The organism is Rhizobium sp. CFBP 13726, from assembly GCF_014841925.1.
Taxonomy (GTDB): Bacteria; Pseudomonadota; Alphaproteobacteria; order Rhizobiales; family Rhizobiaceae; genus Neorhizobium; species Neorhizobium soli.
Genome location: NZ_JACYUU010000001.1, coordinates 283,953 through 306,322 on the forward strand (window position 1 = coordinate 283,953; position 22,370 = coordinate 306,322).

Here is a 22,370-nt window from a genome sequence, read left to right on the forward strand (position 1 = left end):
AATAATATCTTCGATTGTTTACATAACTTGCCTTGCAAGCGCCGCAGATCGCACCTACCTTCTGATCATCATCAACGTAATGAAAGGAAGGTGGTCCAATGTCTAATGAGATTTCGGTCTGTGTAGCGGGCAATGGAAAGTTGTTGGTCTTGACGGGGCAGCCCTCGGCCTGAATGACATCTTCCTTCGGACTGCATGATTGCAGCCCGGGTTCGTTCAACCGGACCAAACTCATGGAAGGGCCGCTCAAGCGGCCCTTTTCCATGTCTGCCGGTCGCAAATTTCGATGGTCTTCCATCCTGCCTGGCAATGATGACCAATTCCCTGACATGCACCCTGGAAAGACATGCATGGCGCGCATGGGTGGCCTGACGCTTCAGTGCTTCTGCTTCATCCTTGGGCAGCGTATAAAGAGGTCATCGAAGCAAGAGAAAGCGCCAGCATCTGGCAGCTGAAGCTTCGAAAGCCTCAGGAAAGGGGATCATCATGAACGTAGCACGCACCATCAACAACTGGCGCAAGTATCGTCAGACGGTCACCGAACTGGACCGTATGACCTCGCGCGAACTCCACGACCTCGGTATCGACCGTAGCGATATCCGTCGCGTCGCACGCACTGCCGTCGGCTTCTGATCGGTTTCTGATCGTATAATCCGAATGTTTGCAAACGCTCGCAAGTCTGCGAGCGTTTTGCGTTTCATGCATGGCTCCCATGCATCGCGGCACTGTTCTCTCGGCTAGATGCCGATCCGTCCGAGCGCCGGTACCTTGATGCCGGGACGGGCCAGATCCAGGCCCGCGACGAGACCGAGGAAATGGACCTCGATGCCGCTCCGCACACCCACCGAAAAGCCTAACAGTCCGCGCAGAGTCACATGCAGGTCGCGGCTGTCCTCGTCCAGATGCACGAATTCCCCATCCGGCAGATAGTCGCGGCCCACCGCATGCGGCGGGAGAACCGCGCCGATCTCGGGCACGGTGCGCAGCACATAGGCCACGAATGTATTGGAATTCGGTCCCGGCCAGATCGTGTAGCCGCCGGGCTCGGCGTAGGGGTAGGCGGCAATCGCGCCTTCGATCTTGGGGATCAGCAGTTCCGCCTTCGATCCCGTCACCGATGCCACCAGTTGCGGCGGGTTTGAATACCAGAAGGCGTCCGGATCACGGTGGTTGCGGCGGATCGGGTTGCCCCAGCCCACCTTGTCATACCGGGTATAGGTGGCCGCACCCTTTGCCTTGGTAACGATCCAGGCATGGCTTGCCACCGAACCTTTCAGCCCACCCGTCATCGCCGAGAAGATATAGATCGCCGCATCGTTGCTTTCGTTCGCCTTGGGCAGGATGCCGGCCGACGACCAGCGCGCGGCGCTCCAGCCGGACGGGTGTTCGCGCATCGCCCAAAGGCCGGCGGAAGCGAAGGTGGGAAGAAGGTATACGACGAAGATAAGGAGCAGCAACCGCTTTACCGATTTCATAAACATTCCCGTGCAACAAATCGCCGAAACGGCTATCAACGCCGCCGAAATGGCGTTTAAGCCGAATGAGCAATAGAAGCCGGCAAATTCAGGACTGACCGATGCAAAATCCCGTGACCGTTGAAGTGACCCGCGGCTCTCTCGTCGAAAGCCGCCATCGCGGCCTCGGCGTTGTCGTGGATGGCGAAGGCAAGACGCTGTTTTCCTTCGGTGATGCCGAAGCCGGCGTGTTTCCGCGGTCCTCCTGCAAGGCCATGCAGGCGCTGCCGCTGATCGAAAGCGGTGCAGCCGATGCCTATGGCTTCGGCAACAAGGAGCTGGCATTTTCCTGCGCCTCCCATTCCGGCGAAGATGCGCATGTGGCCATGGCGGCCTCGATGCTGGCCAAGGCCGGCAAGAGTGTCGACGACATGGAATGCGGCGCCCACTGGGCATCCGAACAGGCCTCGCTCATCCACCAGGCCCGCACCATAGAATATCCGACGGCGCTGCATAACAACTGCTCGGGCAAGCACTCCGGCTTCGTCTGCACCTGCGTCCATTCCGGCACGCAGCTGAAGGGCTATGTCGATTACGACCATCCGCTGCAGAAGGAAATCCGCGACGTGATGGGTAGCCTCACCGGTGCGGTTCTGGCTGAAGACAATTGCGGCATCGACGGTTGCTCGATCCCGACCTATGCCGTGCCGCTCAAGGGCCTCGCCCACGGCTTTGCGAAAATGCTGACCGGCACCGGCCTGTCCAACGAACGGGCGAAAGCATCGCGCCGGCTGATGGATGCCTGCATGGCCGAACCGTTCTATGTCGCCGGCACCGGCCGCGCCTGCACCAAGCTGATGGAACTGGCGCCGGGCAAGATCTTTGCCAAGACCGGTGCCGAAGGCGTTTTCGTCGCGGCACTTCCCGATCAGGGCATTGCCATGGCGGTCAAATGCGAGGACGGTACGACCCGCGCCGCCGAAGCGATGATCTTCGCGCTCATCGCCCGCTATTTCGAAAAGGGCGGCGAGACGGAGGAAAAGCTGATGGCAATGGCCAACCGCACGATGAAGAACTGGAACGGCCTCACCGTCGGCGAAGTGCGGGTCACCGACGCGCTGTTTGCCTGATACCGACGAAGGGATACGGATCGATGCTGACGCTCTACATCACGCCCGGCACCTGCTCACGCGCCAGCCATATCGCGCTGGCCGAGTCGGGCCTCGATTATCAGGTCTCGCTCATCCGCTTTGCCGAGGGCGAGCAGCGATCGCCAGCCTATCTGAAGGTCAACCCGAAGGGCCGGGTGCCGGCACTGGTCACGGACAAGGGCGTGCTGACGGAAACCGTCGCACTGCTTCCCTACATCGCCCAGCTCGTGCCGGAAAAGAGCCTTGCGCCGCTGGACGATCCCTTCCTGTTTGCAAAAATGCAGGCCTTCAACGCCTATCTCTCCTCCACCGTCCACATCAACCACGCCCATGGCCGCCGCGGCTCGCGCTGGGCCGATAATGCCGCCTCGCATGCGGACATGATCGCCAAGGTGCCGCAGACCATGCGCGACAGCTTCGCTCTGATCGAGAACGATCTTGTCGAAGGCCAATTCGTGCTCGGCGAAACGTTTTCGGTCGCCGACGCTTATCTCTTCGTTATGACCGGCTGGCTGGAAAGCGACCATGTCGACATGGCCGAATTCCCGAAGGTCGCCGCCCACTACCGGCGCATCGAGATGCGCCCGGCTGTGCAAAGGGTGCTGGCGGAAGAAGCGGCAGCAAAGCCCGCCGCCTGATCGTCAGGCCGCAGACTGCTGGCAAACTCTGAAGAAGCTCATTTGGCGAGAGCGATACCCAGTCTCCCTCATCCTCGCCCTTGTGGCGAGGATCCAGCGACCCGACGTCTGCCGGGTCAGAGACTCCTTCAGCTCAAGGACTTGAGCTGACTGGATCCTCGCCACGAGGGCGAGGATTTAGGGGAGTTGAGGCAACCGGCTCAATGTCTTGAGTGACCTCAAAGATTTGTTCGGCAATACCTCTGTTGGCAATCTGAAGCAGCAGCGAAACCCGCCAATTGATCGTTAGGCCGGCTCGGCGTTGCGCTTTGCCCACATCGCCTGATAGGCGGGCCGGGCGACGCAGCCGTCATACCAGGCTTTCAGCGCCGGGCGGCCGTCGAACAGGGCGGCATGGCTGCGCGCGTAACGCACGATTTCCGTCACGTTGATATCGGCCACCGTAAACCGCTTGCCCACCATGAAACCGTCTTCGGAAAGATGCTTTTCAAGCACGTCGAACGGCCGCGAAAGCGTGCGTGCAGCTGCCTCGATCGCCGCCTTGCCTTCGTCGGTGGACGCACTGGACGACTGGATCGTCAGGGCAGGGGTCTCGACGCTGGTTGCCGCAAACAGCGACCACTGCACCATCTGCGCTTCTTCCTCGATCGTCTTCGGAGCAATCTCGCCGCCATGCTTGCGGGCAAGGTAGAGCGTGATGGCGAGCGACTCGTGCAGCACGAACCCGTCATCGTCCATCGACGGGATCGAGCCCATCGGATTGACGCTCAAAAACTCCGGCGACCGCGTGTTGACAGGCGCGCCATCAACCGAAGCGTCATCCAGCCGATAGGCCTGGATGACAGGAATATGCTCGAACGGCAATCCCAGTTCCTCGATCAACCAGAGCGGCCGCGTCGCGCGCGAACGATAGACGCCATAGATTTTCAGCATGCGTATCTCCCATTGTGTTTCGCGGGCGACGCTAGAGTGCTTCGCCGCAGAACGAAAGATGCCGCCCCCTCAAATCGACCGGTTGGACGTCAGCGTTCGTTTTCGGTATAGTCACCCACATTCTGATCTTTCCAAGGGCCAACCCCATGCGCGCCACCCGTTCGCTCAGCATCACCCTGCCGGTCGAGATCGCCGATATGGTCGAAGCCAAGGTCGCCTCCGGCGAATACGCCTCGGAAAGCGACGTGATCGCCGAGGGCCTGCGCCCGATGGCAGCACACGATGCGGCGATCGAGAAGTGGCTGAGGGACGAGGTGGTGCCGACGCTTCAGGCCATCGACGCGGGAACCATTAAAACCCGTCCGCTGGAGGAGACACGCAAGCGTTTGCACGCCAGGATCGACCGGATGGTTGGCGACGGAAAATGAACTACACGGTTCGCTTTTCTGACGCGGCCGAAGACGATGTGATCGAACTTTTGACCTATCTCTTGCCACGTGCCGGAGAACGGGTTGCCCGGCGCTATGTCGACCAAATCGTCGACCACTGCCACTCGTTCGAGCTCTTTCCGGAACGGGGATCTCGCCTGGAAAGCAAACTCGGCGTGCGCCTTGTCGGCTACCGCAAGAAGGCGACGATCGCTTTCATGATCAAGGGCGACACCGTCATCATCCTGCGCATCTTCCACCACGGCCGCAACATAGACTTCGACCCCGACGCTCCCGACCCCGAAACCTAACCCACCCGGTTCCCCATAACCGTCAAATGCGGAAACGCCGCCGCCGCATCGCCCGACCCGCCCAACTCTTCCGTCGCCGCCTGCGTCCAGCGATAGCCGATCACGCCGCCATCGTTCACGTCCTGGAAGACGTTGCCGGTGATCACAGTCGAACCGGCGCCCTCGGCTACACTGACGGCGCAACCCACGTTGGCGCCGCGCACGATATTGTTGGCGGCGACGACGTTGCGCAGGTAGGGGCCGAAGCCGAGGGCCAGGCCCCAGAGGGCGGCGTTTTCCACCACGTTGCCTGTGATCGCCGTGTCGGCCTCGGCGCTGATGCCGACGCCGAAGATTGCGCCGTCGAGTTTGTAGGGGCCGGTTGCCGAAAGGTTGCGGACGATATTACCTGAAATGGTCGAAAGCCTGCCGCCTTCGTTGAAATTGACAACGGAAATTCCGTTTGCCGCGCCATCCACCGTATTGCCCGAGATAACAGCGCCCTCGAACGAGAATTCCGCATAGATCGCCGTCTCGCCGGATCCAAAACACTGGTTGCCGGAAATCTGCGCGTTGGAGGAGCTGTTGGCGCGGATCGCCGAAAAGGCAGAGTCGGTGATGTGGTTGCCGCTCACCATCACGTTGGCTGCGCGAAACAGGTTGATCGCGTTGCCATATTGCCCGGTGCCACCATTTCTGGCGCCGATCCGGAATATGCGGTTCGCCGTGACGATGCTGCCATCGACGCCCTTTTCCCAGCGATGGATGAGAATGCCGCCATTGCCGCAATCGAACACGTTGTTGCCGGTCACCGACAGGCCGGTGCTTTCCACCGCGTAGAGCGCGTAATCGGCAGCGCCTGATATTTTCGAGCGCTCGATGCGTCCGCCGCACCGCTCCAGCTGGATGGCGGATTTTCGCGCGCCGAGGATCTCGCAATTGTCGATGGAAACGTCGGGAATGCCGGAGAAATGCACGAGGGCAGGGGTCTGATCATCCAGCCAGCGATTGCCGCCGTCGATCACCAGATTGGAAAGCTCGATCCGCCGTGCCGCGTTAGCGCGGATAAACGATCCGTCGCCGGAATAGACGAGCCTGGAAGCGCCTGATACGCCGACCAGCCTTGTATTGTCGGGAAGATCGAGGCCCGAGACGCGGTAGTCGCCGGGCGGCAGATAGACCGGCTTGTTCTGCCGCGCCGCCTGTTCGATCAGCGCCAGCAGCTTGCGGCTGGAAACGTCGCTGCCGTCAGGCGCCACGCCATGGTCGCGCGCGTCGATCGAGCCGCGGAGGTCAACGGTCGAAACGCTTGCGGGCGCTGAAAGCGCTGGCAGCGGCAGCACCGCAACTGCCGCGCCCGTCATGCCCCAGCCCAGCATTTTGCGTCTCGAAATCATTCAGCCGTCTCCATCATCCCCTTTGGACACGCATTTTCCGTGCCAGCGGAAGTGTGTGGTTTCGGGACGGATGCGAAAGCGGTCAGGCCCGGTTAGGTCGGAGAGGGACGGCCTGCGCCGCCGGGATAGACCGCTTCGAAGCCGGAAATGAACTTCTCGAACAGATGCGAAAACGCCGAAAGCTCTTCCTCCGGCCAGTCGCCCAGCACATTCACCAGCAGCGAACGCTTGACCGCCTGTAGCTCGGTCAGCAACGCATCGCCGAGTTCGGTCCTGACCAGCAGCGAGCGCCGCCCGTCCTCCTGCGAAGCGTCGCGCCTCAGTACGCCGCGCGACACAAGATCGGTCACCAGACGGCTGCCGCGCGACGGGTCGATCCGCATCGTCTCGGCAATCGCCCCGACAGTGATTTCGCCCTCGATCCTGCCCATCACGTCAAGCACGTCGAGATGCGCCGTTTCCAGCCCCGGAACCGTGTTGGCGATCGCGGTGCGCGCGATCATCCGTCGCCCCATCAGATGCCGCATCCGGGTCAGGTTGTCGCTGACACGCGAAAGACCCTCCGCAAATGCGGCGGTTTCGGTCGAGGGCTGTGGGTCTGATGCAGAAATCGTGGTCGTCATCGCTGCAACTTATCAGCAGGTGCCGGGTTGTTTCAACGAAATTGTTGCTGGGCGCATCTGCCTGCTGTTGACAAATATATGCTGAAGTCACATAAATTCGCCGACCTCTCAGGAAGTATGCCATGGATATGTCACGCCCGGCCCAGACCCCGCTTGTTGCCGACAAACGGCAGCGTCTGTTCGTTTTCTGGTTCCTGATGGCGGCGCTGTTCATGGCGGCGCTCGACAATCACATCGTTTCCACAGCTCTTCCCACCATCGTCGGCGAGTTCGGCCAGATGGAGAGTTTCGGCTGGGTGTCCTCGGCCTTTCTTCTGGCCATGAGCTCGGTCATGCCGATCTATGGCAAGCTGGGAGATCTGTTCGGCCGCAAATATGTGATGCTGTTTGCCATCGTTCTCTTCACGCTCGGCTCGGTTCTGTGCGGCTTTGCCTGGTCGATGAATTCGCTGATTGCGGCGCGCGTCTTCCAGGGGCTTGGCGGCGGCGGCATCATGGTGTCGATCTTCTCGATCAATGCCGATCTGTTCGAGCCGCGCGAGCGGGCAAAGTATCAAAGCTATTCCAGCCTGATGATCATGGCTGCCGGAAGCATCGGCCCGGTTCTCGGCGGCACGCTCAGCGATCTGTTCGGCTGGCGCTCCATCTTCCTGATCAACCTGCCGCTCGGCGTCATCGTCGTGACCGGCCTTGCCCTGCTGCTTCCCTATCGCCGCCCGCAGCGCAAGCCGAAGATCGATTATGCCGGCGCCGTCGTGCTGGCGCTGACGATCGCGAGCCTCGTCACCTTCGCCGACAGCCACCAGCTGTTCGGCTCGCTGATGGCAATCGAATCGCTGGTCCTTCTCGGCTTCGGCATGGCCTGCGCCGGCCTTTGGGTGTTCGTCGAAAGCCGGGTGCCGGAACCGATCGTGCCGCTCAAACTGTTCAGGGACAGCACCTTCTCGCTGTTTCTCATCATCACGCTTTGCTCGGGTGCGGTCGGCATCGGCATGGTCAACTATTACGCGCTGTTCCTGCAGACGACGACGGGCCTGTCGCCGTCGCAGGCCGGCCTGTTCTTCATCGGCCTCACCGGCGGCATCGTCGTCGGTTCCATGTCGGCGGGAAGGCTGATTTCCATCACCGGCCGCTACAAGCCGTTCGCGGTCCTGGGACTGGTCATGAGCATCGGCGCTCTTCTGCTTCTGTCGCAGGTGACGTCGGCTACGCCGCTCTGGCTCGTCGCCATACTTCTCATGTTGCAGGGACTTGCCGTCGGCTTCGGCCAGCAGGCCCCGATCATCGGCGTCCAGAATTCCGCACCGCGGGAAGATATGGGAGCTGCCACCGGTGCCGTGACGCTGATGCGGATGGGCGGCGCCTCGATCGCCATCTCGCTCTACGGCGCCATCATCGGCTCGTCGGTCAAGGGCAGCGGGGTGGTCATTCCGGGCGTTGCCGATATCGGCGCACTCACCCCGAAAGTGCTCGATCAGCTGCCGCAGGCCTCGCGCGAGGCGGTGGCCTCCGTCTACTTCTCCGCCTTCACGCCGCTCTTCTTCGCCGCCGCCGTGATCGCCGCCATCGGCCTGATCGCGGCCCTTTTCCTCAAGCCGAAACGCCTGCCGACAGCGCAAGTCTCGGCCGCCGCACAACAAAACAAGCTGCCCACCCCTTAAGGCTCTTCCAAGCGGGCTTTCCCCGCCTATTTCTCGTCGTATGAAACCCGAGGCACTGCTTCATCCCACACCGGCAGGCCTGTTCTGCCCCGTCGGCGGCTTCCATGTCGATCCGGTGCGACCCGTCGAGCGGGCGCTGATCACCCATGGCCATTCCGACCATGCCCGCGCCGGCCACACCCATGTGCTCGCCACCCGCCAGACGCTCGATATCATGAAGATCCGCTACGGCGACGACTTCTGCACCTCCGAACAGGAGGCTGCATGGGGCGAGGTGATCGATGTCGGCGGCGTCAATGTCAGCTTCCATCCGGCCGGCCACGTGCTCGGCTCCGCCCAGATCGCGCTCGAGCATAAGGATCTGCGCATCGTCGTCTCAGGCGATTACAAGCGTGGCGTCGACCCGACCTGCGCACCCTTCGTGCCCGTCTCCTGCGATGTCTTCATCACCGAGGCAACCTTCGGCCTGCCGGTCTTCCACCATCCCCACCCGCGCGAGGAAATCGGCAAGCTCTTGACCTCGCTCAAGCAATTTCCCGACCGCAGCCACATGGTCGGCGCCTACGCGCTTGGAAAGGCGCAGCGGGTCATCCGCCTGATCCGCGACAGCGGCTATGACGAACCGATCTATATCCACGGCGCGCTCGCAAAACTCTGCGACTATTACGAAAGCCAGGGCATCGCGCTCGGCGAAATCCGCCCCGCCACGATCGACAAGAGCAGCCCCGACCTGTTCAAGGGCGCCGTCGTCGTCGGCCCGCCCTCGGCCTTCCAGGATCGCTGGGCCCGCCGCTTCAACGAACCCCTGATCGCCTTTGCCTCCGGCTGGATGATGGTGCGCCAACGCGCCAAACAAAGCGGCGTTGAGCTGCCGCTGGTGATTTCCGACCACTGCGACTGGCCCGAACTCCTGGAAACCATCAACGAGGTTGCCCCCTCCGAAGTCTGGGTCACCCACGGCCGCGAGGAAGCGCTGGTGCGCTGGTGTGAACTGAAGAGCATTCCAGCGCGGCCGCTGCATCTGGTCGGGTACGAAGACGAGGGGGATTGATGATGCGTGGATTGCTGCAAAAAGACCCCTCCCAACCCTCCCCACAAGGGGGAGGGCTAGAGCCCGTCGCGCCCCTGTCGCACACCAGGGGCTGTGCCGTGCCCCAGATCTTCTCCCCCCTTGCGGGGGAGATGGCCGGCAGGCCAGAGGGGAATGAATGATGCGTGGATTGTTGAAGAAAGACCCCTCCCAACCCTCCCCACAAGGGGGAGGGCTAGAGCCCGTCGCGCCGCTGTCGCACAACAGGGCCAGTTCCGTGCCGCTGGTTTTCTCCCCCCTTGCGGGGGAGATGGCCGGCAGGCCAGAGGGGGATCGATGATGCATTTGCTGCTGAAAAAAGGCCCCTCCCAACCCTCCCCACCCTCCCCACAAGGGGGAGGGCTAGAGCTCGTCGCGCCGCTGTCGCACAACAGGACCAGTTCCGTGCCGCTGGTTTTCTCCCCCCTTGTGGGGGAGATGGCCGGCAGGCCAGAGGGGGTTTTTCGAAGAGTGCTGCGCCCATGAAACCCTTCGCCACACTCCTCGATCGCCTCGTTCTCACCCCCTCGCGCAACGGCAAGATCACCCTGCTGGTCGATTACTTCCGCACCACGCCCGATCCCGATCGCGGCTATGGGCTGGCAGCGCTGGCGAGCGCGCTCGATCTCAAAAGCGTCAAGCCCGCCATGCTGCGCGAGCTGGTGCTGGAGCGCATGGATGCGGTTCTGTTTCAGTATTCCTACGACTATGTCGGCGATCTCGCCGAAACCATTGCGCTCGTCTGGGATGGCCTCGAAAAGGACGACACGACCGACGCCGAGCAGCCGCTTCTGTCCGAAGTCGTCGCCCGGATGAATTCGCTCGGCCGCACCGAAGTGCGAGCAGCCGTCCGCGATCTGCTCGATCATCTCGATCCCTCCGGCCGTTTCGCCTTCCTCAAACTCGTCACCGGGTCGCTGCGGATCGGCGTTTCGGCGCGGCTTGCAAAGCAGGCGCTGTCGGAAATGTCGGGCAAGGACGTGACCGAGATCGAAACGCTCTGGCACGGGCTGGAGCCGCCCTATGTGTCGCTGTTTGCCTGGCTGGAAGGCCATGCCGACAAGCCGGTTCTGGCGACGCCGGCGATCTTTCATTCGGTCATGCTCGCCAATCCGGTCGAGAGCGGCGATCTCGAAAAGCTCGATCCCGCCGATTACGCCGCCGAATGGAAATGGGATGGCATCCGCGTCCAGATGTCGGCCCATGGCGGCACGAAGAAACTCTATTCCCGCTCCGGCGATGATATCACCGGTGCCTTTCCCGATATCGTCGAGCAGATCAATTTCGATGGCGTCATCGACGGCGAGCTTCTCGTCGGCGGCACGATGCGATCCAACAATCCCACCCGCACCTTTTCCGACCTGCAGCAGCGCCTCAACCGCAAGACTGTGAACGCGAAGATGCTGGAGGATTACCCCGCCTTCGTACGCGCCTACGATATCCTGTTCGACGGCGAGGCGGATGTGCGTGCAAAAGGATTCCTCGAGCGCCGCGAACGCCTGTCCGAGGTGATCGGCCACGCCCCGCATGACCGGTTCGACCTGTCCGATCTCGTGCCGTTCACCACCTGGGATGAGCTCGAAGCCCTGCGCCGCGATCCGCCGGACCCGGTCATCGAAGGCGTCATGATCAAGCGCCGCGACAGCGTCTATCAGGCCGGCCGGCTAAAAGGCCCATGGTTCAAGTGGAAACGCGATCCCTATAATGTCGATGCGGTCATGCTCTATGCCCAGCGCGGCCATGGCAAGCGCTCCAGCTACTACTCCGATTTCACCTTCGGCGTGTGGACGGATGGCCCGGATGGCGATCATCTCGTGCCCGTCGGCAAGGCCTATTTCGGCTTTACCGATGCGGAACTGGAAGTGCTCGACAAGTTCGTGCGCGACAACACGGTGGAGCGTTTCGGTCCGGTAAGGGCGGTGCGCGCCGACAAGGATTTCGGCTTCGTGCTGGAAGTTGCCTTCGAGGGCATCAACCGCTCGACGCGCCACAAGTCCGGCGTCGCCATGCGCTTTCCCCGCATTGCGCGGCTGCGGATGGACAAGCTGCCGCGCGATGCCGACCGGCTGGAAACGCTGACCGCGATGATCGATGCCAAAACGGCGGACGCGAAGATGTGACCGCTGGCCCGCTTGCGTTCTGAACCGTCGGGGTTACGCTCAATCCCGATATCTGAGATTACTCATATCCTTTTAGACGGTCGTTCCATGTCAATCACCCGCCGCATGCTGATGACCGGTCTGGCACTCGGTGCACTTGGTTCCCTTGCTGCACCCCAGGCCCTGGCCGCGCCCTTTCCCGTCCCCGAAACCCTGCCGCTGGAAAAGGAAGATTATGCCGAAGCCAGGCGCCGCTTCCGCACCCATCTTCTGAAGCATGGTCCGGCACCCGAAGCCTCGCCACCGCTTGGGACCCCGCCGGGTGCGCAAAAGGTCCTCTATCGCGGCGGTCCGGATGGCTCGCTCGAACTGATCGCCTGGCTTTCCCATTACGAAGCCTCGGGCAAGCCGAAACCGGCCGTGCTTTTCCTGCACGGCGGCAATGCCACCGGCGACGGCCACTGGGAACTGATGAAAGCTTATTGGGAAGCGGGCTTCGTGGTCCTGCATCCATCCTTTCGCGGCGAAAACGGCCAGGCCGGCAATTTCTCCGGCTTCTATGACGAAACCGCCGATGCGCTGGCAGCCGCCACCTATCTGGAAAACCTGCCCGGCATCGATCGCAGCCGGATCTTCATCGCCGGCCACAGCAATGGCGGCACGCTGTCGCTTCTATCTGGCATGACGCGCCGGTTCAGGGCCGCAGTTCCAATTTCCGCCGGCGTCAATTCCTGGCGCTTCTTTACCCGATACTCGAACGAAGTGCCCTTCGATGCGGCCGATCCGAAAGAGTTCGTGATGCGGTCGTCGGCCTGTTTTGGGCCGAGCCTCAAATGCCCGACGCTGCTTCTGCGCGGGTCGGAAGAGCGCCCTTTTGATGCCGACCACCAGCTGCTGATCGATCGTGCGCGGTCTGCTGGCGTTGCGATCGACAAGAAGCTTCTGCCGGGCAATCACAGCGGCGTGGTGCCGGGAGCCGTGGTCGAAAGCATCCGCTTCTTCAATCAGTTCACGTGATCCAGTCGCCACCGCTCCAGCCTCGCGAAAGCGCTAACTGACAGATTGCCGCCGACGTCATCAATGCCGAAGCGGGACTGCCATGCAAAACAAAGCCTTATCGCTCAGCCGGACCTCCGGTCTTGCGGCCGTTCTTGTGGCGACGACGGCGCTCAGCGGTTGCCAGGTGCCGTTCGTCACCGATACGACCCGCATGGACCCGGCCGTGTTTGCCCGCGAAACCACGCCGGTCTTCTATCAGCCGGCCTATAACGAGCCGGTCCAGCCGCAGCCTCTTCCCCAGAAGGAGGCGATCCCGCAAAAGCGCCAGCTTTACCAGACGCAGTTCCACCAGACCTACGGCATGCCGGTCTCCAACCCCGTGCACCGGGTCATGTATGAGGTGATCCGCGACGACGGCCACACGCTGCCGGCCATTCCCTATTCGCGCATCGACAACCGCTTCCTGCGTCAGGACGTGTCCTACCAGACCAATGAGGCGCCCGGCACGCTGGTGGTCGATACCCGCGCCAACTTCCTCTATCTCGTGCAGCCCGGCGGCAAGGCGATCCGCTACGGCGTCGGTCTCGGCAAGGCGGGCTTTGCCTGGTCCGGCCGCGGCGTCATCCAGCGCAAGGCGAAGTGGCCGCGCTGGACGCCTTCGGGCGAAATGGTCTCACGCCAGCCGGAACTGCGCCAGTTCGCGGCAGCAGCCGGCGGCGCCGATCCCGGCCTCAACAACCCGCTCGGTGCCCGCGCGCTCTATATCTACAAGGACGGCAAGGATACGCTCTATCGCGTTCACGGCACGCCGGACTGGCAGTCCGTCGGAAGGGCAACCTCATCCGGCTGCGTGCGCATGCTCAATCAGGATGTCATCGACCTGTTCGACCGCGTGCCCAACGGCACCCCGATCCTCGTTCTCTGACGGCTAGCGCGTGGTGAAACTGCCCACGGCAAGCTTGCATCTCGCGCGTCAATCCCCCGGGCCTCGTATCTGCCGCCACACACAGTGAAGTGATCACGCTGTTGCGCAGGGGACACAGGCTGTGTCGCATCCCTGTGATGGTGTGTGTCAACCTCGTGAATGGTCGATGAAGCTGGCCGCGTTATGTGATAGTGGAGCAAAACATCAGGCAGGGAACCAATCGGTTCGATTGCCGTTAAAATTTGCTTTTGCAGTGACGCGTTCCTCTAGGGTGACTTTCCGAACATGATTTCCAACTCTTCTTTCTCCCGACGGGGCTTCCTGTCCATGCTGGGTGTCGGCGCTGCCTCGACGCTCGCGAGCTGCGCTTCCACTGCGCCGGGCCCTTCCGGCAACATCGTCACCTACCGTGACGGCGTCGCCCTCCGCAACGACGGCCTTCCGCCGGTTGGCGGTGATCCCGAAGCCGCAATGATGTACGGCGCCGTCGAAGATGGTGGCTATCTCATCCCGGCCATCCCCTATGAGCGGATCAATCCGCGCTACTATCGCCAGCGCGTTGTCGATCCGACAGGCGAACGCCCGGGCACGATCGTCGTCGACACCCCGTCGCGCTTCCTCTATCTGGTCGAGCCCGGCGGTTCGGCCATGCGCTACGGCGTCGGCATCGGTCGCGATGGCTTTGCCTGGAGCGGCGAAGGTGTCATCCAGTGGCGTCAGAAATGGCCGAAATGGACCCCGCCGGACGAAATGGTCGCGCGCCAGCCGCAACTGGTCAAGTATTCGATCGCAAACGGCGGCATGCCTCCGGGCCTCACAAACCCGCTCGGCGCCCGCGCGCTTTACATCTTCCAGAACGGCCAGGACACGCTCTACCGCCTGCACGGTTCGCCGGAATGGAACTCGATCGGCAAAGCCGTCTCCTCAGGCTGCGTCCGCCTGATGAACCAGGACATCATCGACCTCTATGAGCGCGTCCCCAACAAGGCCCGCGTCGTCGTCTGGCAGTAAGCAGCCACCGCAACGTTCGATCAAAAAGGCCGCAGCGATGCGGCCTTTTTTGTTTTGGTTGCATTTTAGCGGAGCACCTCCTATAGTCGAAGGCGTCACTTAAGGCTGGGGGGCCGGAATGGACATTCTGCGCGGTGCTGCCGCACCTTATCTATTGACACTTCTTGTCTCGGTCTTTTCCTGGCTGTTTCTCGAGATCCGTAAAGATCTGTCTGAAATAGCCATCCTGAGTTATGAAGCTCGGGTCTTCGAAGAAGACGGCGGCATCATTGAAGTATTGACGCTCACCAACCTTTCAAACAAGACGACGCTAAACGGTGGCACCGTCGATATGATTTGCCCTAATCTTTCTGTTTGCTTCGCTAAGAGCTCACGGACGGGAGACGAGATAGCACGTGACAGGCCGGGCTCACCGTGGAGTATAAGGCTGGATCCCTCGTCGTCAGACCGCCTAGTCTCATTTGATCTGACACTGCCGCCAAACGCGTCTGCATCTCTTGAGATGTCTCTCGCTAGCCGGGCGGATCGACCTGTGTTTGGTTTCGGCTACAAGCATGACTCGCCGCAGAACACCCCTGTCCTCTTCGCGAATGAGAACAGGCTCTATGCGTTCTTGGTGCAGTGGTACGCAACAGTAACAATGGTCGTACTCATCAGCGCTGCACTTGCTCTCCTACTCTGGATCGGGCGCATGGTGTTTGGCGGTAAGAAGAGGCCGTCAGAAGACCAGCCGCGCCCCGGCCTTAGCGTCGTGCTGCCGGACGGCAAGCCCGCGACGTTCGAATTACTTCTCAAGCCAAAGGAGAGGAATGCGCCATGACCCGTTGGATTGAGGCGTCTATTTGCGTCATTGCCTACGTGATCAGCTTGCCAGTTGCGGACGCGGCTGAAGTAAAGTTCAAAGTCTCCGCAGAGGGAGCCACGCCTTCCAGCTTCAAAGCCTACATCTACAAGGGAGGCCCTGGCGAGCCAAAAACCTTTGTCACGATGGTTGGAAATGATGAGCTTGTCAGTGTGTCGGAAAGCACCTGTACGCCATCGACGATTTACTCGGCGCGACCGGCATTGGCAGCTCTGTATCAGTCCAACCCCACAGATATGCATCAATGCAAAGACGGCGCCGAAATCTCCTTCAGGTTTACCATGCGGAGGGTAACAAGCACTAACTATATGTTATACTTGAATCCTGGCGAGGAGAACGTGCCTAACGTTAGTCCAGCCCTTCAGTCAGCGATTTCGGAAGTTAAGAGTGCCTATTCTTCAGGAGATGTTGGCAAGGTCGTCAAGCTTTCGTCGGAACTAAGCACGGCGTTTGCGACGTCCGGAGATACGGCTAAGGCCGCCGCCTTCCGCGACCTGACAATCGCGACAACAAGTGACTTTGTGTATTCGTTGAGCCCGGATACCGCGCCTCCTGACGACCAGGATCTGGGCCAAGGTCTTATTAAATGGCAGGGCAGGCTGGAGCTTTCCCCGGTCGCAAAAAGCAAGCTTCTTGAATTCCAAACCAGCTGCGGCGCAGAGACTGACAAAGGCCGTATCGGATGGAAGACGATGTCATGCATGCCGGGTGGTGACGCTGTCCAGTTGCGTGCGTATGTTCCAGGATCTGCTGTAGGCGGTTGACGCAGCGCTATTCCCCTGACAGGTCGAGCCGGTCCCTTCGCGTCGACATCTTCGCGCGGGGCGGTTTCCCCGTCACAGCTGCAGCCGAGCGCCTGACTAATGGCCGCCATCACTTTCGCCGACTGCGCCTTCATGTCGAGACAATCCTCCGGTGCATTGACCTGCCGCTCGTCGCGGTTTCGCTTCCAGGCAACAGGGTCGGATTGCGCCAGCCGCTCCCTGAGCGGCTTAACCGTCTACGCTTCGCCTTCCCCGGGGTTCATGATCACCAGATATTCTGGATAGGTAAGCCGAGCGGCTGCAACATCAGACTTTCACGTCCCTTCAGAGGCATGTGCGATGCCATGAACCGCAAAGTACGCTGCGTATCCAGCCGCGGAATCGAATCCGCATCCTTCGTCGCCATCTTTTCTGGGGGGCTTGATGGTGACGTCACGGCCTGATGCCCTATCTCCTGCCTAGCGACCATGTCGCTGGACTGATGCCGGTTCAGGTTTCGTGCCATCGAATGCGTGCGCGTTGATCCGGCAATACCAATCACCAAGGGAGTTACTCCATGCCCATTCTTTACACGACCAAGGGTTCCGCAACCGGTGGCCGCTCCGGCCACGGTGCTTCCGACAACGGCGTGCTTGACGTCACGCTGACGGTTCCGAAGGAACTCGGCGGCGATGGCGCCACCGGCACCAATCCGGAACAGCTGTTTGCAGTCGGCTATTCGGCCTGCTTCCTCGGCGCGCTGAAGGCCGTCGCTGCCAAGGAAAAGGTGAAGATCCCTGACGACGCCAAGGTCACCGCAACGGTCGGCATCGGCCCGCGCGAAGATGGCGGCGGCTTCGGCATCGAAGTCTCGCTGTCGGTCAACGCCCCTGGCATCGAACGGGCCCAGCTCGAAGACCTTGTCGCCAAGGCCCATATCGTTTGCCCTTACAGCCACGCGATGCGGACTTCGACAGAAGTTCAGGTTACCGTCGAGTAACACGACGCGACTTTGTCCCGCCAAGGGACGGCAAAAAGCGGCTTCGGCCGCTTTTTGTTTGCCCGGATTTCAGCGGGCCGCGTTCAGCTCACAGCCTTCAACGAATCTCGCAGCTGGTCAGCATTGCCGCCGGGCAGCGCGGCATCAAGCTCTGCATGCGTCTCTTCCCAGATCGGCAGGGCTTTCGCCAGAACCGCGCGGCCATCCTGCGTCAGCGTCAAAAGCCGTCCGCGCTTGTCCTTCGGGTCAACGGCGCTGCCGATCCAGCCACGAGCGTGCAAAACTTTCAGGGCCGCAGTCAGCGTCGTGCGGTCCATGGCAAGCAGGTCGCAGACGGATTTCATCGTCGCCGGCTGTGGTCGGTTGAGCGACATCATCAGTGAGAACTGGCCATTGTTCAATCCAACCGGCTTCAGCGCCGTATCGAAGGTTCGCGCCAGGGCTCGCGCTGCCCGTTGCACATGCAGGCAAAGACAGGTGTCGCGCACATGAAGCGTGGCGGAAAACGGAACCGAATCGACATTTGACAGCATGGGCATATTATGTTGATATCAACCTATTCTGTCAAGAAAGGGGAGGTTCTTATGGATGTCAGCGCATTCCCGACCAATGCCGTCCTGTCGAAAGACGAGTGGCTGAAGGCGCGGCTCGAGCTTCTGGCGCTCGAGAAGGAGGAGACGCGGTTGCGTGACAAGGTCCGCGCCGCCCGCCGCGCCTTGCCCTGGGTGCGGGTGGACAAGGACTACGTCTTCGACACGCCGGAGGGCGGCAAGACCTTGTCCGATCTCTTCGCCGGTCGCAGCCAGCTGCTGATCTATCACTTCATGTTCGGTCCCGACTGGAGCGAAGGCTGTGTCGGCTGCTCCTTCATGGCCGACCATTTCGACGGAACCCTTGTCCATCTCAACCATCACGACGTCACCCTGGTCGCCGTCTCACGCGGCACGTTGGGGCAAATCGAAGCCTACAAGGCCCGCATGAACTGGCAGTTTCCCTGGGTCTCGTCCTACGCCACGGATTTCAACCACGACTATCGCGTTTCCTTCACGCAAGAAGAGATGCAGGGCGAGACGATCAACTACAATTTCCGCGACATGCCCGCGAGCGAAGGCTTCGAGGAGCTTCCCGGCCTGTCCGCCTTCTACAAGAATGAGCCCGGCGAGATCTTCCATACCTATTCCACCTATGCCCGCGGCCCGGAGGAGGTGATCGGCACGCTGATGCTGCTCGACCGCGCGCCGCTCGGCCGCAACGAGGACAAGACGATGAGCTTCCTCAAGCGCCACGACGAGTATGCGGAAAAGCCCGAGCAACCGGCGTCATCCTGCTGCCATTGAGCGCATGTCGCCGGGTCCGTTCAACATACACAGGAGGAGATGGGCATGCTGCAGACCGTTTCGAAATCCCGTTCGGACACGCATGGAAAATTCATCTGGTGCGAGCTGATCACGTCAGACACGTCAGCTGCGGGCAAGTTCTACGCCTCTGTCATCGGCTGGAATGTCCGCGAACTCGGCATGGCCGACATGCCGTCCTATTTCCTCTTCGAAATGGGCGAGGGCGACAATTGCCCCGGCATCGGCGGCATGATGCATTTTCCGCCGGAGCTTGAAGGCAAGATGCCGCCGAACTGGACCGGCTATGTCGCCGTCGACGATGTCGATGAAACGGCGAGGGATTTCGTTTCCCTTGGCGGACGCATCCAGCGCGAACCCGAGGATATTCCGGGCGTCGGCCGGTTTGCTGTTGTGGCCGATCCGCATGGGGCCGTTCTCTGCATCATGACGCCGATCCCGCCGGCAAACCCGCCCCGCCAGCTCGGCCCCGCCGATCCCGGCAATCTCGGCTGGCGCGAACTGATGGCGGGCAACGGCGAGGAGGCTTTCGAATTCTATGGAAGCGTGTTCGGTTGGGCGAAGGACCATGACATGGACATGGGCGAGATGGGCGTCTACCGCATCTTTGCCTATGACGGCCATCCCGGCCAGGCGATCGGTGGCATGATGACGAAACCGGACACGGTGCCTGCGCCGTGCTGGTCCTATTACTTCAACGTCGAGGCGATTGACGCGGCCATCGAGCGGATCACGGCCGGCGGCGGCAGTGTCCTGTTCGGGCCGATGGAAGTGCCCGGCGGAAGCTGGATCGTCCAGGCCACCGATCCGCAGGGCGCCTTCTTCTGCCTCGTCGCTCCGAAGCGCTCTTGACCCCCGAAACCTTGAACCTGTCCTCGTCAGGCCTAATTGCACCTTCAAGCATAAGGCCGGAGGACCCACTCATGCATCCATTGCCCCGTCCGCTGAGCCTTGTTTTCTTTAGCATCAGCACATTCCTGGCCCTGTCCGGCATCATCATGGTCCTGACGGGTTTCCGGGGCGGCTGGCCGGTGCTCGCCTTGTTCGGGGCAGGCGCCTTCGTTTTTGCGCATATGCTCTGGCCGCAAACCTTCCACCGAAGGCGGGTGGATGCCGCAACGCTGATTTCGCGCTTTCCCGGTCCGGTCACCCTCTATTCCAGCCGCGTCCGCTATTTTTCGCTGGCCGTCGGCTGCGCAGCCTTCGCCGTCCTGCTTCTGTTTCTGCTTTTGGATGCCGACCCCACCGATCCGCCAATGCCGGCGTTGCGACAGGTCATTCTCTGGCTGGGCGTCGGTTTCCTGTCGCTCTGCGCCTCCGTCATGATGGCGGGCGTCCTTGTCGGTCAGCGGCTGGAACTGGATGGCGAGGGCTTGACCATGGTCACGCTCGGGCGTCGCAAATTCTGGCGCTGGCAGGATGTCGAGGGCTTCAAGGCCGGCGCGATGACGCCGATCTCCGTTCGCTTTCTGCCCAAGCTGGAGATGAAGATGGTCGTGTTCGACGATGTCACGCTTCCGGAAACCGCCCTGATCCGCATGAGCCGCGATGCGACCGGCCGCAATTCCGGCCTGCACGATGCCTACGGGCTCGATTATACACAGCTTGCCTGGCTCCTCGAAACCTGGCGCGAAAAGGCACTCGCGGGCTCGCAAGCAGCCCCTGCTGCACCCGTCCGCGACGACGAATTCGTGCCCGTCTCGGCTGCTTACCCGAACGGCTGACGACCGTTCCCGGCCGTCACTCTTCTTGCGCGGTCGTCTTCAGGTAAGCGATGACATCGTCGATCTCGGCCTGGGTCCAAAGGCCGAAGAAGCGCATGCTGGTTCCCGGCACTTTCTTCTTGGGGCTCGAGAGAAAGGCGGACAGTGCCGCGTCGTCCCAGACGAGACCGCCAGCGGCCGCATCCTTCATCGCCTGCGAATACTTGTAGTCGGGAACTTGCGCTGCGGGTCGCCCGACGACGCCTTTGAGATGCGGGCCGAACCGGTTGGTCTCCCGGTCGGCCACATGACAGGCGACGCATTTCTGGTACACGCGCTTGCCTTTGCCGGCATCCGCCGCCTGCGCCGAAGAGGCGAGCGCGACAAGGGCTAGGGCGCAGAGCCCTGTCCTTGCCGCCTTGTGCATCCGCCCGGTCACCGTTTCAGGCTGCCCAGAATGCCGCGCACGATTGCCCGTCCCACTTGGGTGGCGACGGTGCGCGTCACGCTTTTCATGGCAGCTTCGATGATCGTCTCGCGCTGGTAGCCCGAGCGGCCAACGGTTCTGCGGCTCTTCGGCTCGTCTTCTTCCTTGTTGCCGAAGCCGGGCAGGGTCCAGCCGGTGGTTTCGCCGGAGCCGGCAGGCGGGGCGGGCTCGAGTTCGTCCTCTGCCTTTCGGGCAGCGGCCGCATCGGCAGCCTGCTTTGCCCGTGCGCCCAGCATTTCGAAGGCGCTTTCGCGGTCGAGATCCTCGTCGTAGATCCCGAGAACCGGGCTACGGTCCATCACCGATTGCCGCTCCGCATCGGTCAGCGGACCGATCCGGCCGGATGGCGGGCGGATCAGTGTCCGTTCCACCATCGATGGTGCACCCTTGCCCTCAAGCGTCGAGACCAGCGCCTCGCCGGTACCGAGCTGGGTGATCGCTGTCGCGCAGTCGAAGGCCGGGTTCGGGCGGAACGTATCGGCGGCCGTCTTCACCGCCTTCTGCTCGCGCGGTGTATAGGCGCGCAGCGCATGCTGCACCCGGTTGCCGAGCTGGGCCAGCACGCTTTCCGGCACGTCGAGCGGGTTCTGGGTGACGAAATAGACGCCGACGCCCTTGGAGCGGATCAGCCGCACCACCTGCTCGACGCGGTCGAGCAGAACCTTCGGCGCTTCGTCGAACAAAAGATGCGCCTCGTCGAAGAAGAACACCAGTTTCGGCTTGTCCGGATCGCCCACCTCGGGCAGTTCCTCGAACAGTTCCGAGAGAAGCCACAGAAGGAAGGTCGCGTAGAGCCTCGGGTTCATCATCAGCTTGTCGGCGGCAAGGATCGAGATCTGGCCGTAACCGGAATTCGGGTTCACCCGCATGATGTCGGTGATCTTCAGCGCCGGCTCGCCGAAGAAATGCTCGGCACCCTGCTGTTCCAGCACCAGCAGCGCCCGCTGGATCGAGCCGACCGAAGCCTTGGAAATGAGGCCGAATTCCTTGGATAGTTCCGAGGTATTCTCGGCCATGTAATTCAGAAGCGAGGTCAGGTCCTTGAGGTCGAGCAGCGGCAGCCCGGCCTTGTCGGCCAGCTTGAAGGCGATGTTGAGAACACCTTCCTGCGGTTCGGAGGCATCCATCAGACGGGCCAGCAAAAGCGGCCCCATCTCGGCGATAGTGGTGCGAACCCGGTGCCCTTTGGTGCCGTAGAGATCCCAGAAGATCACTGGGAACTGCTCGAACTCGTAATCGGCAAAGCCGATCTGCTCGGCGCGTTTGGCGAGGAAATCCTTGGGCTCGCCCTTGGCGGCAACGCCGGAGAGATCGCCCTTGATGTCGGATGCAAAAACGGGAACGCCGGCCCGCGAAAAGCCCTCGGCCAGAACCTGTAGCGTCACGGTCTTGCCGGTGCCGGTCGCACCGGTCACCAGCCCGTGGCGGTTGCCGAACTTCATGTCGAGGAATTCGGCCTTGTTCAACGTGTCGTCAGGGTTGCGACTGCCGCCGATAAAGAGTTTCGCCTGATCGTCCGCATCAATATTCGCCATGCAACTA

25 protein-coding genes are annotated in these 22,370 nt (G+C 61.6%); 17 read left to right on the plus strand and 8 right to left on the minus strand.

Annotated features, from left to right (window positions below):
- The first annotated feature begins 486 nt into the window (after positions 1-486).
- Positions 487-633, plus strand: a complete 147-nt coding sequence (locus IFT66_RS01285; RefSeq protein WP_082471856.1) for a DUF1127 domain-containing protein — start codon at positions 487-489, stop codon at positions 631-633.
- Between the two features lie 104 nt (positions 634-737).
- On the opposite strand, the gene IFT66_RS01290 is transcribed toward IFT66_RS01285, so the two are convergent.
- Positions 738-1,475, minus strand: coding sequence for a DUF3750 domain-containing protein (locus tag IFT66_RS01290; protein WP_113112188.1), 738 nt, complete (start codon positions 1,473-1,475; stop codon positions 738-740).
- A 101-nt stretch (positions 1,476-1,576) separates the two neighbouring features.
- On the opposite strand from IFT66_RS01290, the gene IFT66_RS01295 reads away from it, so the two are divergent.
- Both IFT66_RS01295 and IFT66_RS01300 read left to right on the plus strand, forming a co-directional pair.
- Positions 1,577-2,584 carry an asparaginase gene (locus tag IFT66_RS01295; RefSeq protein ID WP_192076581.1) on the plus strand — a complete coding sequence of 336 codons (1,008 nt, stop codon included), beginning with the start codon at positions 1,577-1,579 and terminating at the stop codon, positions 2,582-2,584.
- 23 nt (positions 2,585-2,607) lie between these two features.
- Positions 2,608-3,243, plus strand: coding sequence for a glutathione S-transferase family protein (locus IFT66_RS01300; RefSeq protein WP_192076582.1), 636 nt, complete (start codon positions 2,608-2,610; stop codon positions 3,241-3,243).
- Positions 3,244-3,528: 285 nt separating this feature from the next.
- Here the strand turns inward: IFT66_RS01300 and IFT66_RS01305 are convergent, their stop codons facing one another.
- Positions 3,529-4,176, minus strand: coding sequence for a glutathione S-transferase family protein (locus IFT66_RS01305; RefSeq protein WP_113112185.1), 648 nt, complete (start codon positions 4,174-4,176; stop codon positions 3,529-3,531).
- 146 nt (positions 4,177-4,322) lie between these two features.
- On the opposite strand from IFT66_RS01305, the gene IFT66_RS01310 reads away from it, so the two are divergent.
- Positions 4,323-4,604: a ribbon-helix-helix domain-containing protein gene (locus tag IFT66_RS01310; RefSeq protein ID WP_062453529.1), complete on the plus strand. Its 282-nt coding sequence runs from the start codon at positions 4,323-4,325 to the stop codon at positions 4,602-4,604.
- Entirely contained in the window at positions 4,601-4,915 is a 315-nt protein-coding gene (locus IFT66_RS01315; RefSeq protein ID WP_192076583.1) for a type II toxin-antitoxin system RelE/ParE family toxin, read from the plus strand. Before IFT66_RS01310 ends, IFT66_RS01315 begins: the two co-directional genes overlap by 4 nt.
- Here the strand turns inward: IFT66_RS01315 and IFT66_RS01320 are convergent.
- A complete protein-coding gene (locus IFT66_RS01320; RefSeq protein ID WP_192076584.1) occupies positions 4,912-6,291 on the minus strand; it encodes a TIGR03808 family TAT-translocated repetitive protein in 1,380 nt (459 codons plus the stop codon). The two genes, IFT66_RS01315 and IFT66_RS01320, sit on opposite strands and share 4 nt — an antisense overlap.
- A 92-nt stretch (positions 6,292-6,383) precedes the next feature.
- Positions 6,384-6,914 (minus strand): MarR family winged helix-turn-helix transcriptional regulator, encoded by a 531-nt coding sequence (locus IFT66_RS01325; protein WP_113167485.1) that lies wholly within the window; start codon positions 6,912-6,914, stop codon positions 6,384-6,386.
- A 122-nt stretch (positions 6,915-7,036) separates the two neighbouring features.
- On the opposite strand from IFT66_RS01325, the gene IFT66_RS01330 reads away from it, so the two are divergent.
- From IFT66_RS01330 to IFT66_RS01365, 8 genes are all read left to right on the plus strand, one after another.
- On the plus strand, positions 7,037-8,575 hold the full coding sequence (locus tag IFT66_RS01330; RefSeq protein WP_192076585.1) for an MDR family MFS transporter: 1,539 nt from the start codon (positions 7,037-7,039) through the stop codon (positions 8,573-8,575).
- A 40-nt stretch (positions 8,576-8,615) separates the two neighbouring features.
- Complete coding sequence (locus IFT66_RS01335) at positions 8,616-9,626, plus strand: ligase-associated DNA damage response exonuclease (protein WP_192076586.1); 1,011 nt, start codon at positions 8,616-8,618, stop codon at positions 9,624-9,626.
- Between the two features lie 500 nt (positions 9,627-10,126).
- Positions 10,127-11,764 carry a cisplatin damage response ATP-dependent DNA ligase gene (locus tag IFT66_RS01340; RefSeq protein WP_092661596.1) on the plus strand — a complete coding sequence of 546 codons (1,638 nt, stop codon included), beginning with the start codon at positions 10,127-10,129 and terminating at the stop codon, positions 11,762-11,764.
- Positions 11,765-11,851: 87 nt separating this feature from the next.
- Positions 11,852-12,760, plus strand: coding sequence for an alpha/beta hydrolase family protein (locus tag IFT66_RS01345; protein ID WP_192076587.1), 909 nt, complete (start codon positions 11,852-11,854; stop codon positions 12,758-12,760).
- 82 nt (positions 12,761-12,842) lie between these two features.
- Positions 12,843-13,667, plus strand: coding sequence for a L,D-transpeptidase (locus IFT66_RS01350; protein ID WP_113111249.1), 825 nt, complete (start codon positions 12,843-12,845; stop codon positions 13,665-13,667).
- A gap of 285 nt (positions 13,668-13,952) precedes the next feature.
- Positions 13,953-14,678, plus strand: a complete 726-nt coding sequence (locus tag IFT66_RS01355; RefSeq protein ID WP_092661600.1) for a L,D-transpeptidase — start codon at positions 13,953-13,955, stop codon at positions 14,676-14,678.
- Between the two features lie 118 nt (positions 14,679-14,796).
- Positions 14,797-15,498, plus strand: coding sequence for a hypothetical protein (locus tag IFT66_RS01360; RefSeq protein ID WP_192076588.1), 702 nt, complete (start codon positions 14,797-14,799; stop codon positions 15,496-15,498).
- Positions 15,495-16,304 carry a hypothetical protein gene (locus IFT66_RS01365; protein WP_192076589.1) on the plus strand — a complete coding sequence of 270 codons (810 nt, stop codon included), beginning with the start codon at positions 15,495-15,497 and terminating at the stop codon, positions 16,302-16,304. The genes IFT66_RS01360 and IFT66_RS01365 overlap by 4 nt, the downstream gene beginning before the upstream one ends.
- Positions 16,305-16,569: 265 nt before the next feature.
- On the opposite strand, the gene IFT66_RS01370 is transcribed toward IFT66_RS01365, so the two are convergent.
- Positions 16,570-16,848: a hypothetical protein gene (locus tag IFT66_RS01370; RefSeq protein ID WP_192076590.1), complete on the minus strand. Its 279-nt coding sequence runs from the start codon at positions 16,846-16,848 to the stop codon at positions 16,570-16,572.
- A 12-nt stretch (positions 16,849-16,860) separates the two neighbouring features.
- Here IFT66_RS01370 and IFT66_RS01375 point away from each other — a divergent pair, with 12 nt between their 5' ends.
- On the plus strand, positions 16,861-17,283 hold the full coding sequence (locus IFT66_RS01375) for an organic hydroperoxide resistance protein (protein ID WP_192076591.1): 423 nt from the start codon (positions 16,861-16,863) through the stop codon (positions 17,281-17,283).
- 83 nt (positions 17,284-17,366) lie between these two features.
- Here the strand turns inward: IFT66_RS01375 and IFT66_RS01380 are convergent, their stop codons facing one another.
- Complete coding sequence (locus IFT66_RS01380) at positions 17,367-17,813, minus strand: MarR family winged helix-turn-helix transcriptional regulator (RefSeq protein ID WP_192077110.1); 447 nt, start codon at positions 17,811-17,813, stop codon at positions 17,367-17,369.
- A 54-nt stretch (positions 17,814-17,867) separates the two neighbouring features.
- Between IFT66_RS01380 and IFT66_RS01385 the strand changes: the two genes are divergently transcribed.
- The 3 genes from IFT66_RS01385 to IFT66_RS01395 all read left to right on the plus strand — a co-directional run bounded on the left by IFT66_RS01385 (position 17,868) and on the right by IFT66_RS01395 (position 20,362).
- Positions 17,868-18,620, plus strand: a complete 753-nt coding sequence (locus IFT66_RS01385; RefSeq protein WP_192076592.1) for a DUF899 domain-containing protein — start codon at positions 17,868-17,870, stop codon at positions 18,618-18,620.
- Between the two features lie 45 nt (positions 18,621-18,665).
- Positions 18,666-19,490, plus strand: a complete 825-nt coding sequence (locus tag IFT66_RS01390) for a VOC family protein (RefSeq protein ID WP_192076593.1) — start codon at positions 18,666-18,668, stop codon at positions 19,488-19,490.
- A 71-nt stretch (positions 19,491-19,561) separates the two neighbouring features.
- Positions 19,562-20,362, plus strand: a complete 801-nt coding sequence (locus tag IFT66_RS01395) for a hypothetical protein (protein ID WP_192076594.1) — start codon at positions 19,562-19,564, stop codon at positions 20,360-20,362.
- Positions 20,363-20,378: 16 nt separating this feature from the next.
- Here IFT66_RS01395 and IFT66_RS01400 read toward each other — a convergent pair whose 3' ends face one another.
- Positions 20,379-20,768, minus strand: a complete 390-nt coding sequence (locus IFT66_RS01400) for a c-type cytochrome (protein WP_192076595.1) — start codon at positions 20,766-20,768, stop codon at positions 20,379-20,381.
- Positions 20,769-20,776: 8 nt separating this feature from the next.
- Positions 20,777-22,363, minus strand: a complete 1,587-nt coding sequence (locus tag IFT66_RS01405; protein WP_192076596.1) for a helicase HerA-like C-terminal domain-containing protein — start codon at positions 22,361-22,363, stop codon at positions 20,777-20,779.
- Positions 22,364-22,370 lie beyond the last annotated feature (7 nt).

What these genes read in the sequence shown, in the direction of transcription:
- IFT66_RS01405 (WP_192076596.1), bottom strand. Translation starts at nt 22,363, where the DNA reads ATGGCGAATATTGATGCGGACGATCAGGCGAAACTCTTTATCGGCGGC.
- IFT66_RS01325 (WP_113167485.1), bottom strand. Translation starts at nt 6,914, where the DNA reads ATGACGACCACGATTTCTGCATCAGACCCACAGCCCTCGACCGAAACC.
- IFT66_RS01345 (WP_192076587.1), top strand. Translation starts at nt 11,852, where the DNA reads ATGTCAATCACCCGCCGCATGCTGATGACCGGTCTGGCACTCGGTGCA.
- IFT66_RS01320 (WP_192076584.1), bottom strand. Translation starts at nt 6,291, where the DNA reads ATGATTTCGAGACGCAAAATGCTGGGCTGGGGCATGACGGGCGCGGCA.
- IFT66_RS01285 (WP_082471856.1), top strand. Translation starts at nt 487, where the DNA reads ATGAACGTAGCACGCACCATCAACAACTGGCGCAAGTATCGTCAGACG.
- IFT66_RS01365 (WP_192076589.1), top strand. Translation starts at nt 15,495, where the DNA reads ATGACCCGTTGGATTGAGGCGTCTATTTGCGTCATTGCCTACGTGATC.
- IFT66_RS01350 (WP_113111249.1), top strand. Translation starts at nt 12,843, where the DNA reads ATGCAAAACAAAGCCTTATCGCTCAGCCGGACCTCCGGTCTTGCGGCC.
- IFT66_RS01315 (WP_192076583.1), top strand. Translation starts at nt 4,601, where the DNA reads ATGAACTACACGGTTCGCTTTTCTGACGCGGCCGAAGACGATGTGATC.
- IFT66_RS01355 (WP_092661600.1), top strand. Translation starts at nt 13,953, where the DNA reads ATGATTTCCAACTCTTCTTTCTCCCGACGGGGCTTCCTGTCCATGCTG.
- IFT66_RS01330 (WP_192076585.1), top strand. Translation starts at nt 7,037, where the DNA reads ATGGATATGTCACGCCCGGCCCAGACCCCGCTTGTTGCCGACAAACGG.
- IFT66_RS01335 (WP_192076586.1), top strand. Translation starts at nt 8,616, where the DNA reads ATGAAACCCGAGGCACTGCTTCATCCCACACCGGCAGGCCTGTTCTGC.
- IFT66_RS01375 (WP_192076591.1), top strand. Translation starts at nt 16,861, where the DNA reads ATGCCCATTCTTTACACGACCAAGGGTTCCGCAACCGGTGGCCGCTCC.
- IFT66_RS01305 (WP_113112185.1), bottom strand. Translation starts at nt 4,176, where the DNA reads ATGCTGAAAATCTATGGCGTCTATCGTTCGCGCGCGACGCGGCCGCTC.
- IFT66_RS01310 (WP_062453529.1), top strand. Translation starts at nt 4,323, where the DNA reads ATGCGCGCCACCCGTTCGCTCAGCATCACCCTGCCGGTCGAGATCGCC.
- IFT66_RS01360 (WP_192076588.1), top strand. Translation starts at nt 14,797, where the DNA reads ATGGACATTCTGCGCGGTGCTGCCGCACCTTATCTATTGACACTTCTT.
- IFT66_RS01295 (WP_192076581.1), top strand. Translation starts at nt 1,577, where the DNA reads ATGCAAAATCCCGTGACCGTTGAAGTGACCCGCGGCTCTCTCGTCGAA.
- IFT66_RS01390 (WP_192076593.1), top strand. Translation starts at nt 18,666, where the DNA reads ATGCTGCAGACCGTTTCGAAATCCCGTTCGGACACGCATGGAAAATTC.
- IFT66_RS01290 (WP_113112188.1), bottom strand. Translation starts at nt 1,475, where the DNA reads ATGAAATCGGTAAAGCGGTTGCTGCTCCTTATCTTCGTCGTATACCTT.
- IFT66_RS01400 (WP_192076595.1), bottom strand. Translation starts at nt 20,768, where the DNA reads ATGCACAAGGCGGCAAGGACAGGGCTCTGCGCCCTAGCCCTTGTCGCG.
- IFT66_RS01385 (WP_192076592.1), top strand. Translation starts at nt 17,868, where the DNA reads ATGGATGTCAGCGCATTCCCGACCAATGCCGTCCTGTCGAAAGACGAG.
- IFT66_RS01340 (WP_092661596.1), top strand. Translation starts at nt 10,127, where the DNA reads ATGAAACCCTTCGCCACACTCCTCGATCGCCTCGTTCTCACCCCCTCG.
- IFT66_RS01395 (WP_192076594.1), top strand. Translation starts at nt 19,562, where the DNA reads ATGCATCCATTGCCCCGTCCGCTGAGCCTTGTTTTCTTTAGCATCAGC.
- IFT66_RS01300 (WP_192076582.1), top strand. Translation starts at nt 2,608, where the DNA reads ATGCTGACGCTCTACATCACGCCCGGCACCTGCTCACGCGCCAGCCAT.